Annotated in this window: 10 protein-coding genes and 2 pseudogenes; 1 reads left to right on the plus strand and 11 read right to left on the minus strand. The window is 67.3% G+C overall.

Annotated features, from left to right (window positions below; all coding sequences use genetic code 11):
* Position 1: 1 nt before the first annotated feature.
* From WAW17_RS32090 to WAW17_RS32115, 6 genes and pseudogenes are all read right to left on the minus strand, one after another.
* Positions 2–1,345, minus strand: coding sequence for a dihydroorotase (locus tag WAW17_RS32090; RefSeq protein WP_422336862.1), 1,344 nt, complete (start codon positions 1,343–1,345; stop codon positions 2–4).
* Positions 1,342–2,286: pseudogene (locus WAW17_RS32095) on the minus strand (aspartate carbamoyltransferase catalytic subunit). Before WAW17_RS32095 ends, WAW17_RS32090 begins: the two are co-directional and overlap by 4 nt.
* The gene (pyrR, locus tag WAW17_RS32100) at positions 2,283–2,918 is read right to left on the minus strand and encodes a bifunctional pyr operon transcriptional regulator/uracil phosphoribosyltransferase PyrR (RefSeq protein ID WP_422336863.1); all 636 of its coding nucleotides are present in this window, start codon (positions 2,916–2,918) and stop codon (positions 2,283–2,285) included. The pseudogene WAW17_RS32095 and the gene pyrR overlap by 4 nt, the downstream one beginning before the upstream one ends.
* A 232-nt stretch (positions 2,919–3,150) precedes the next feature.
* Complete coding sequence (gene nusB, locus WAW17_RS32105) at positions 3,151–3,669, minus strand: transcription antitermination factor NusB (protein ID WP_422336864.1); 519 nt, start codon at positions 3,667–3,669, stop codon at positions 3,151–3,153.
* The gene (gene efp, locus WAW17_RS32110; protein WP_422336865.1) at positions 3,670–4,233 is read right to left on the minus strand and encodes an elongation factor P; all 564 of its coding nucleotides are present in this window, start codon (positions 4,231–4,233) and stop codon (positions 3,670–3,672) included. It abuts the gene before it with no gap.
* 34 nt (positions 4,234–4,267) lie between these two features.
* Positions 4,268–5,371, minus strand: coding sequence for a M24 family metallopeptidase (locus tag WAW17_RS32115; protein ID WP_422336866.1), 1,104 nt, complete (start codon positions 5,369–5,371; stop codon positions 4,268–4,270).
* 131 nt (positions 5,372–5,502) lie between these two features.
* On the opposite strand from WAW17_RS32115, the gene WAW17_RS32120 reads away from it, so the two are divergent.
* Entirely contained in the window at positions 5,503–6,279 is a 777-nt protein-coding gene (locus WAW17_RS32120) for a B-4DMT family transporter (RefSeq protein WP_422336867.1), read from the plus strand.
* 53 nt (positions 6,280–6,332) lie between these two features.
* Here the strand turns inward: WAW17_RS32120 and aroB are convergent, their stop codons facing one another.
* The 5 genes and pseudogenes from aroB to WAW17_RS32145 all read right to left on the minus strand — a co-directional run.
* Positions 6,333–7,445, minus strand: coding sequence for a 3-dehydroquinate synthase (aroB, locus tag WAW17_RS32125; RefSeq protein WP_422336868.1), 1,113 nt, complete (start codon positions 7,443–7,445; stop codon positions 6,333–6,335).
* A gap of 62 nt (positions 7,446–7,507) precedes the next feature.
* Positions 7,508–8,014 carry a shikimate kinase gene (locus WAW17_RS32130; RefSeq protein ID WP_422336869.1) on the minus strand — a complete coding sequence of 169 codons (507 nt, stop codon included), beginning with the start codon at positions 8,012–8,014 and terminating at the stop codon, positions 7,508–7,510.
* 34 nt (positions 8,015–8,048) lie between these two features.
* Positions 8,049–9,236 carry a chorismate synthase gene (gene aroC, locus WAW17_RS32135; RefSeq protein WP_422336870.1) on the minus strand — a complete coding sequence of 396 codons (1,188 nt, stop codon included), beginning with the start codon at positions 9,234–9,236 and terminating at the stop codon, positions 8,049–8,051.
* Positions 9,237–9,309: 73 nt separating this feature from the next.
* A complete protein-coding gene (locus WAW17_RS32140) occupies positions 9,310–9,933 on the minus strand; it encodes a prepilin peptidase (RefSeq protein WP_422336871.1) in 624 nt (207 codons plus the stop codon).
* A 91-nt stretch (positions 9,934–10,024) separates the two neighbouring features.
* Positions 10,025–10,357: pseudogene (locus WAW17_RS32145) on the minus strand (shikimate dehydrogenase); the annotation flags it as partial.

Below are 10,357 nucleotides of genomic sequence, written 5' to 3' on the forward strand. Positions count from 1 at the left end.
GCTATCGCCTGCCGTTCCGCGCCGGGACCCGGGCATGCCCGTCGCGCGCGGTGACACGGCCACGCAGGATCGTGGTGGTCACCCGCGCGGGCAGCGTCATCGACTCGTACGGAGTGTTCGACGCCACGCTGGCGAGCGCCGGTCCGGAGACCGTCCATTCGGCGTCGGGGTCGATCAACACCAGATTGGCGGGCTCGCCGACCTCGATCGGACGGCCCTGATCGTCGAGTCCGACGATCTCGGCGGGACGCTCGCTCATCACCCGCGCCACTCCTCTCCAGTCGAGAAGACCCGGCCGGACCATGGTCAGCGCGACGACCGACAGCGCAGTCTCGAGACCGAGCATGCCCGGGCGGGCGGCCGCGAACTCGCAGCACTTGTCCTGCTCCGCGTGCGGGGCGTGGTCGGTCGCGACACAATCCAGGACGCCTTCCGCGAGTCCGGCCCGCAGGGCGGCGACATCGCTGCTCTCGCGCAGCGGCGGGTTGACCCGGTTGATTCCGTCGTATGTCGCGAGCCGGGAATCGTCGAGCAGAAGATGATGCGGGGTCACCTCGGCGGTGATCGAGATTCCCTGGCCGCGGGCCCACCTCACCAACTCGACGGTGCCGGCCGTGGATGCGTGGCAGATGTGGACGCGCGCGCCGGCGTCCCGGGCGAGCAGAGCGTCACGCGCGACGATCGATTCCTCCGCTGCGCGGGGCCAGCCGGCGAGACCGAGACGGGCAGCCGTGGGTCCCTCGTGGGCAACCGCCCCGACCGTGAGCCGGGGTTCCTCCGCGTGCTGCGCAATGAGGACGCCGAGAGAGCTCGAGTACTCGAGTGCGCGGCGCATGATCAGCGGGTCATGGACGCAGTGGCCGTCGTCCGAGAACATCCGGACCCGGCCGACGCCGGCGGCCATCGTCGCCATCTCGGCAAGCTGCTTGCCCTCGAGTCCCACGGTGACCGCGCCGACCGGGTGCACGTCGACGAGGCCGACTTCCTGACCGCGCCGCCACACGTGATCGGTGACCACCACCGAGTCGGCGACGGGACTGGTGTTGGCCATCGCGAACACAGCGGTGTAGCCACCGAGCGCGGCCGCGGCGGAACCGGAGTCGATCGTCTCCGTGTCCTCGCGGCCGGGTTCACGCAGATGCGTGTGCAGGTCGACGAACCCGGGCAGCAGAATCTGCCCGGTGGCGTCGATCACCTCGGCGGCAGCATCGTTGTTCTTGCCGGCATCCGGGCCGATCGCGACGATCATGCCGTCGGCGATCAGGACATCGGTGGGTTCACCCTCGCCGTACAGCGATGCGTTCTTGATGAGCACTGTCACTCCCGTTCCTGCGTTGTCGCTCATCGGACGGCATCCTCCGCTCCGACGAGCAGTCGGAACAGCACGGCCATCCGCATATGCACCCCGTTGGTCACCTGCTGCAGCACGGCCGTTCTGGATGAATCGGCGACCGCCGACGCGATTTCCATTCCGCGCAGCATCGGACCGGGATGCAGTACCACCGCGTGGTCCGGGAGCAGCGCGAGCCGCTTCTCGGACAGGCCGTAGGTGATCGAGTACTCCCGCTGGGACGGGAAGAAGCCGCCGTTCATCCGCTCCGCCTGTACGCGCAGCATGAGGACCGCGTCGAGACCGGGCAGTTCGGCGTCGAACGAGTGTGCCACCGACACCGGCCAGGTCGACACACCGATCGGAAGCAGAGTGGGCGGAGCCACGAGCACCACCTAGGCACCGAGCATCGACAGCAGCAAAGCATTCTATCGGGCGACCCGGCTGTGCAGGATGTCGCCGACGATGGCGATTCGTCTTCCTTCGATATACCCGAGGCGTTGCCGGAGAGTGAGCGCGTCGAGCAATGCCTGCGTGGGATGTTCGTGCGTGCCGTCACCGGCATTGATCACCGACGGCCCGCCCTCACCTTGATGGGAGGTCCAGGAGGCGATCTGGTGGGCGGCACCCGACGCCGGGTGCCGGACGATGAGGGCGTCGGCGCCGGCGGCGCGCAGTGTCATCGCGGTGTCGCGCAGCGACTCACCCTTCGACACCGACGAACTCGAGGCGCTGACGTTGATCACGTCCGCGCTCATCCATTTACCCGCCACCTCGAACGACACCCGGGTGCGAGTGGAGTTCTCGAAGAAGACGGTCATCACCGTCCGTCCACGCAATGTGGGGAGCTTGCGCACCTCCCGGCCCAGGAGAGCCTGTTCGAAACGTTCCGCCTCGTCCAGGAGTTCGACGGCAGATTCCCGGTCGAGATCCGCAATCGACAGGAGGTGCTTCACGAGATCTTTCCCCCGGAGATCATGACCGCGTCGCGGCCATCGTGTTCGGACAGCAGAACCTTCACGTCCTCGGTGCGGGCTGTCGGAACGTTCTTGCCGACGTAATCCGCACGCAACGGGAGTTCGCGGTGGCCGCGGTCGATGAGGACCGCCAGCTGAACGGCCCGGGGGCGGCCGAGGTCGCGCAGCGCGTCGAGGGCCGACCGCACGGTGCGGCCCGAGAACAGCACGTCGTCGACGAGGACCACCAGCGCGTTGTCGATGCCGCCGTCGGGCACCGAGGTGCGCTCGAGCGGGCGATGCGGCTTGGTCCGCAGGTCGTCGCGGTACAGGGTGATGTCGAGGGAGCCGACGGGAGGACGCACTCCGGAGAATTCTTCGACCTTGCCGGCCAGACGTGCCGCGAGTGTGGTGCCCCGGGTGGGGATGCCGATGAGAACAACGCGGGGAGTGTCACCGTCCGCGCCGTCGAGGGCCGTCTTCTCGATGATCTGATGCGCGATGCGAGCGATCGTCCGGCCGACATCGGCTGCGGAGAGCAGCTCGCGGGCTGCCGAATCGACGGATGACGATGTTTCGGGTGTTGAATCTGCCGGATCTCCGGCAGAGCGGGGCCCTTCGGGCACGCGCATACAACGACCTCCTTCTCCGCCTCACTGGACGGATCGTTAAAGGATGCCTGACAGCTTCTCAGCCTAGCAGCGGCATCCGGCCGGGCAGAACGAAGAGCACGTGAGGATGCGCACATACGGTTGGCGGCGGAGATGGCGAGAGCCGGCACCGAGCGGGTGGACGCACCGAGAGGGTCGCCGACTACCGTCGAGGATCGATTCGATCGGCGGACCTACTGCGATCGACGCGCGCCTACTCCGACGGCTCGGGAGGTGGCGTAGAACCCTCGGCCGGTTCCGCGGAACGCGACGAGGTGGCCGCGGCGGCCGCCCGCACCTGCGGGGCCACCAGCACGACTTGTCCGAGGATGCCGTTGACGAACCCGGGCGAGTCGTCGGTGGAGAGCTGCTTGGCCAGCTCGACCGCCTCGTCGACCGCGACGACCGGCGGGACGTCGGTGGCGTGGAACAGCTCCCACACCGCGATACGCAGGATCGCGCGGTCGACGGCGGGGAGCCGTCCCAGCGTCCAGTCCTGCAGATGAGAGGAGATGACGTCGTCGATCCGATCGAGATTCTCCGCGACCCCCGTGACCACGGTCAGGGTATAGGGGGCGACCGGCGCGACCGATTCGTCCTTGCCCGATAGATCCGCGCGCTCGGTTGCGAGGTCGACGGGATCGAGATCCCGGGCCTCGGCCTCGAAAAGGAAGTCGACAGCGCGCTTACGGGCCTTGTGCCGTGCGCCGAGCTTCTTATGGGTACCGGACACTCAGGAATTCACACGCCCGAGGTAGTTGCCGTCACGGGAGTCGACCTTCAGCTTGTCGCCGGTGTTGATGAACAGCGGCACCTGGATCTCGGCGCCGGTCTCGAGCGTCGCAGGCTTGGTGCCACCCGTGGAGCGGTCGCCCTGCAGTCCGGGATCGGTGTGCTTGACGTGGAGTTCGACGGTGACCGGCAATTCCACGAACAACGGCACATCCTCGTGCACAGCCACCTGGACGGCCATGTTCTCGAGCAGGAAGCGCGCACCGTCGCCCACCGTCGCCTCGTTGATGGATATCTGGTCGTAGGTGTCGCCGTCCATGAAGATGTAGTCCGAGCCGTCGTGGTACAGGTACGTCATGTCCCGGCGGTCGACCGTAGCCGTCTCCACCTTGACACCGGCGTTGAACGTCTTGTCGACGACCTTGCCGGAGAGAACGTTCTTCAGCTTGGTCCGCACGAACGCGGGACCCTTGCCGGGCTTCACGTGCTGGAACTCGATGATCGTCCACAGCTGCCCCTCGATCTGAAGGACAAGGCCGTTCTTGAAATCACTGGTGGAAGCCACTTGCTTCGCGTCTCCTCGATAAGGTCGTAACCGTCTACACGACAGTCAGGTCTTTGGTGGTGAGTGTCAGCAGCTCCGGCCCCTGTTCGCGAACCACGAGCGTGTCCTCGATCCGAACGCCTCCGCGCCCGGAGAAATACACGCCCGGTTCGACGGTCACAGCCGCACCGTCCAGAAGTGTACCGGTGCCCAACTTGCCGATTCCCGGTGCTTCGTGGATCTCGAGTCCGACACCGTGTCCGAGTCCGTGCAGAAACAGGTCCCCGAAGCCGGCGTCCTCGATCACGGAGCGTGCCGCGGCGTCGACGGCGGTGACCTCGGCCCCGGGCCGCAGCGCCTCCCGGCCGGCCTCCTGCGCCCGCGCGACCAACGCGTAAAGATCCCGCTGCCACACCGAAACATGCTCCAGCACATAGGTTCTTGTCATATCGGAGTGGTAGCCACCGACCACGGCACCGAAGTCGAGTTTGATGAAGTCCCCGCTCTGCAGGACCGCGTCCGTCGGACGATGGTGAGGAATCGCCGAGTTCGCGCCAGCCGCGACGATCGTCTCGAACGAGATACCGTCCGCACCGGAATCGAGCATCAGTGCCTCGAGTTCGCGACCCACCTCCTTCTCCGTCCGCCCCGGCCGGAGCCCGCCGCGTTCGATCAACGCGGCAAGGGCGGTATCCGCCGCGGCACAGGCGGCGCGCAGCAACCCCACCTCGTAGTCGTCCTTCACCATGCGCAATTCCTCGACGAGACCCGGAACGGGCGCCAGTCGCAGGTCCGGCGCCAGGAGCGACCAGGAAGCGAACTCGTCCACCGTGACCACATGGCTCTCGAATCCGAGCGAGACAGGTGCCCGCCTGAGCGTCGACTCGATCAGATGGGCCGCGCTGGAGCGGGCGATCGTGGCGTTCAGGTCGGGAACCTGTGCGGCCACCTGCGTAAGGTACCGGCCGTCGGTACAGATGACCGTGCGTTCCTCCGCTCCCGCTGCGTCGGCCGTATGGACGAGCAGCGCGGCATTCGAACCGGTGAACCCCGTGAGGTAGCGGACGTTCACGAGATTCGTCACCAGGTACGCATCGAGGTCTCGTTCGGTCAGTATTCTTCGCAGCGCCGCGCGCCGGGCCCCGTGATCAGCTGACATATCCCGAACCTACCGGCAATCGCACGGCACCACGGGCGCGATCGGCATGTGCGCATGCCCGAGAACCTGTTACAGAAGGGCGGATGTGGGTTAGCCCACACCGAAAAATTCCTCGAGGTTACGCTGTGCCCATGAATGCGTGGGTGGTACGCGGCCTCGGCATGGCCCTGATACATGTTTTCGTTCGTGTGATCCTGGGTGTGTCGATCACTCAGTGGCCCCTTCAGGGGACCACTCTGAGATGGTTCGCACTCCTGATCGTCATTCTCTTCGCCCTGGTCTGGGCCGGTATCGACGGGATTCGGGACCGTCGGAGCCATCCCGATCCCGGCGACAGCGCCGACCTCACGATGCTGTGGCTGAAGGCGTCGCTGCTCGCTGGCATCGTGGCCGGCGTGGTCTCGTGGCTCGTCAATCTCGTGCCCTCCCTCAACGTCACCCAGAACACGTTCTTCTTCGAGATCACGTCCGGTGCAGCCTTCACGGTGCTGCTGGTGTTCGTGCCGGCAATGCTGGCCGTCTTCCTCGGCCGGTTCTTCGTCGAACGTGAGGCGAAGAGGTCGGTGCGGAAAGGCGAGAACCAGGAGGCGCCACGAAGCGCCGGAGTTGCGGCAGCAGCGGGGGCGGGGGCTGCCGGCTCTGCGGCCGCGGCGGTGACCGACGCCGAAGGCTACGCCCAGGGCTATCCCCCGCAGGGTTACGACTACCCGGCGGACACCGGCTACACCGACCCCGACGCCGAGACGACCTCGTTCGAACCCGTGCACGACTACCGCGAGGACACCTCCGATCTCGCTGGCCGGCAGGACACCTCCGACCTCGGTCGATCGGATCAGGCGAACACGCCGTGGCAGGCTCCGGCGGATCTCGGCACATCGGAGACCGACACTCCGCGGCGCGAGCAGTAACGAATCCTCGTCGGCGAAGACCCGGCGGTGTCTTCGCCGCTACCCGTTACCGCTCACAGAAGAACGGCGTCCCCGCCGGAGGACTGCTCGTCCCGGGCCACCGCCGAGTACGCGGCGAACAGAAGCGACGGATCGGGCCCCTCGAGTCGACCGGGCTTGGCCAGTCCGTCGAGTACGACGAACCGCAGAAGCCCCGCACGGTTCTTCTTGTCGGTCCGCATGCCTTCGAGCAGCTGACCGAACGCATCGGCATCGTAGGTGGTGGGAAGTCCGACGAGCTGCAGAATGCTGCGGTGCCGATCGGCGGTCGCGTCATCGAGCCGTCCCGCGAGCCGACCCAGTTCGGCCGCGAAGACGAGGCCCACCGCGACTGCCGCGCCGTGGCGCCAGCGGTACCGCTCCCGCCGCTCGATCGCGTGCCCGAGAGTGTGCCCGTAGTTCAAGATCTCACGGAGATCGGACTCGCGGAGATCGGCGGCCACGACCTTCGCCTTGACCTCCACCGAACGGCGGATCAGCTCCGGCAACACGGTTCCGGTCGGATCCAGAGCGGCCTCGGGATCGCTCTCGATGAGGTCGAGGATGACAGGGTCGGCGATGAACCCGGTCTTGATGACCTCGGCCATACCGGCGACGATCTCGTTGCGGGGAACGGTCTCGAGTGTCGCGAGATCGACGAATACCGCGGAGGGCTCGTGGAAGGCGCCCACCAGGTTCTTGCCGGCCTCGGTGTTGATGCCCGTCTTTCCACCCACGGCCGCGTCGACCATTGCCAGCAACGTGGTGGGCACGTGCACGACCCGCACACCGCGCATCCAGGTGGCTGCCACGAAACCGGCGAGATCGGTTGCCGCCCCGCCGCCGAGGCTGACCACCGCATCGCTGCGGGTGAGCCCGATGCGGCCGAGCACCTCCCAGCAGAAACCGGCGACAGCCAAGTCCTTGCCGTCCTCGGCATCCGGGATCTCGATGCGGTGGGCATCGACACCCGTCTCGGCCAGCGCCGCCCGCACCGCTTCCGCTGTCGCGGCCAGCGGTGGCTGATGGAAGATCGCGACCGTTCGGGTACCGGTCAGCTCCTCCACCAGGTCACCGAGCAAGCCACGCCCGATGACGACCGGATAGGGATCAGCCGTCTTCACCTCTACACGTACGGGTTCGGTCACTGTCTGCTGCTCCGCTCCGTCTGTTTCCAAGTTCGTCTTCAGGTTCTCACCCGGGCAGCCGGTCACTGCGCGAGTTTCTCCACCAGCTGCTGCACCACTCGTGCGGGACTCCGCCCGTCGGTCCGTATGCGGATGGTCGCCACCTGCCGGTACAGCGGGCGACGCCGTCGCATCAGCTCGGTGTATTTCTTTCGCGGGTCGCTGCCCGCCAGAAGTGGACGACCCGTGTTGGTTCCCGTCCGCTTGAGCCCCTCCGCGACACTGATTTCCAGGTAGATGACTTTCTGACCCTTCAGCAATTCACGGGTGCGCTCGGACAGGATCGACCCGCCGCCGAGCGAGACTATGCCGTCGGAATTCTCGATGGCCTTGCGGACCACGTCTTCCTCGATCGCCCGGAAGGCCGGCTCGCCGTCCTCGCGAAAGATTTCCGGGATGGTGCGTCCGGTTTCTTCCTCGATCGCCGCGTCGGTGTCGAACAGCGGAACATCGAGGGCCTGGGCGAGGCGCCTGCCGATGGTCGATTTACCGGCTCCGGGTGGACCGACGAGCACTGCTCTGGGTGGCATCACCGATCACGACCGAGGAATCCGGACCGACCGGTCATCGGGCGAGCCGGGCGGCGACTCCCGATGCGTACCGTTCGAAGTTGTCGGAGGTCTCGGCGATCGAGTCGCCCCCGAACTTCTCGAGCGCCGCCTGCGCCACGACGAGTGCCACCATCGCCTCGGCCACCACACCTGCGGCAGGAACCGCGCAGACGTCGGAGCGCTGGTGAATGGCCACCGCTTCGTCTCCGGTCGACATGTCTACCGTGGCGAGCGCCCGGGGCACCGTGGAGATCGGCTTCATCGCAGCCCGCACCCGCAGGGCCTCACCGTTTGTCATCCCGCCTTCGAGTCCGCCGGCCCTGTTGGTCGACCGTACGATGCCGTCGGAACCCGGCCGCATCTCGTCGTGTGCCTCGCTGCCGCGGCGGCGGGCGGTCTCGAAGCCGTCACCGACCTCGACGCCCTTGATGGCCTGGATTCCCATGAGTGCCGCCGCGAGACGCGAGTCGAGCCGATCGGCGCCGCTGATGAACGAGCCGAGTCCGACGGGAAGTCCGTGCACGACCACCTCGACCACACCACCGAGGGTGTCGCCGTCGCGCTTGGCGGCCTCGATCTCGGCGATCATCGATTCCTCTGCGGCCTTGTCGAAGGCGCGCACCGGGCTGGCGTCGATCGCCGCGAGGTCGGCCGCGGTGGGCTCGGGTCCCACGTACGGCTCGGACGCTCCGATGGAGATCACGTGCGAGATCACCTCGACACTGAACAACTGGCGCAGAAGGGCGCGAGCGAAGGTGCCCGCGGCGACCCGTGCGGCGGTTTCCCGGGCGCTCGCGCGCTCGAGCACCGGACGGGCGTCGTCGAAGCCGTACTTGAGCATTCCCGAGTAGTCGGCGTGCCCGGGCCGGGGCCGGGTGAGAGGGGCGTTCCGCGCCTGATCGGCCAGGAGTTCGGCATCGACAGGGTCGGCTGACATGATGGTTTCCCACTTGGGCCACTCGGTGTTGCCCACCTCGACCGCGATCGGACCACCGAGGGTACGCCCGTGGCGAACCCCTCCGATGATCGTGACCTTGTCGGCCTCGAACTTCATTCGCGCGCCGCGTCCGTATCCGAGACGACGGCGCGCCAGTTGGGTCGAGATGTCCTCGGATGTCACTTCGACACCCGCAATCATCCCCTCGAGCACGGCAACGAGGGCGGGACCATGGGATTCTCCGGCAGTTATCCAGCGCAGCACACCGATATCCTTCCACGTCGCCGCCTGCGGCCGTGACAGTGGTCCTCCCGGCCACCGCGGCTCGGGGCCGTGCTCAGGACATCTGTGCGCACAACAGTGCCAGTAGTGTTCCGGCACACATCGCGGGACCGTGCGGGACTCTCACGCGTGCCGGTGCGCCCCGTCGCACACAGAGCACCACGCATCCGGCCGCGGCCGTCAGCACCGGGGCGAGTCCGGCCGCGTACAGCCAGGTGTCACCTCCTGCCATCCCCGTGACGGCGCCCGTGGCCAGTGCCAGCTTCACGTCCCCGGCCCCCAGTGATCGGGGTGCGCACAGGTATGCCGTGAGATACATCGCCGCGAGCAGCAGGCCACCCACCACTGCAGCGGTCGCTCTCCCGGTCCCGACCCCGAATCCGACGATGACCGGGAGCGCAGGGAGGGTGAGTAGATTCGGCAGGCGCTGGGAGCAGAGGTCGGTGGCCGCGAGCGTGAGGCACCACCACAGCAACAGCGCCGCCGCGGGTAGCAGCCACACGCGTGGTTCGCGGCCGAAGACGAGGCACCAGCCGGTGACCGCCGCACCCAGCGCGCCGAGTGCCTCGTACCCGCTGCCCCGGATCGCGGTGTCGCCCACAAACAGATTCGCCGTCCGTTGTGCACCCCAGCCGAGGCCCGCACCGGCGAGGAGCGCCGCCGAGAGAAACACCCACATGCCGCTGAGCGTGCCCTGACAGGGCATGCACCCGCGATCACGACCTGCACGAACATTCCGGGCTGTGGATGGGACGGCGGGTTGTGGACAACTACGCCAGAGCGGCCGCCATCTCCGCGCGCGGGGCCGGGAGACCGGTAAACTGCTCGACCTGCCCGTAAGCCTGGTTGAGGAGCATCGCCAATCCGCCGACGATGACTCCTCCGGCCGCCTGCACCGCTCTCGCCAGTGGTGTCGGCCACGGGTCGTAGATCGCATCGAGAACGAACGGCGCCCGGCCCAGAACCTCGGCGCGGTCGGCGATGGCGGTGGACGGAACCGTGCTGACGAGGACCGCGGACGCCTCACAGCGCGCACCCAGGTCCGGACTCGCGAAGCCCAGCAACCGCACAACCAGTCCCGCAGCCTCCGCGCACTCCAGTGC

The organism is Rhodococcus sp. (in: high G+C Gram-positive bacteria), from assembly GCF_049286785.1.
In the GTDB taxonomy this organism is placed as follows: Bacteria; Actinomycetota; Actinomycetes; order Mycobacteriales; family Mycobacteriaceae; genus Rhodococcus_F.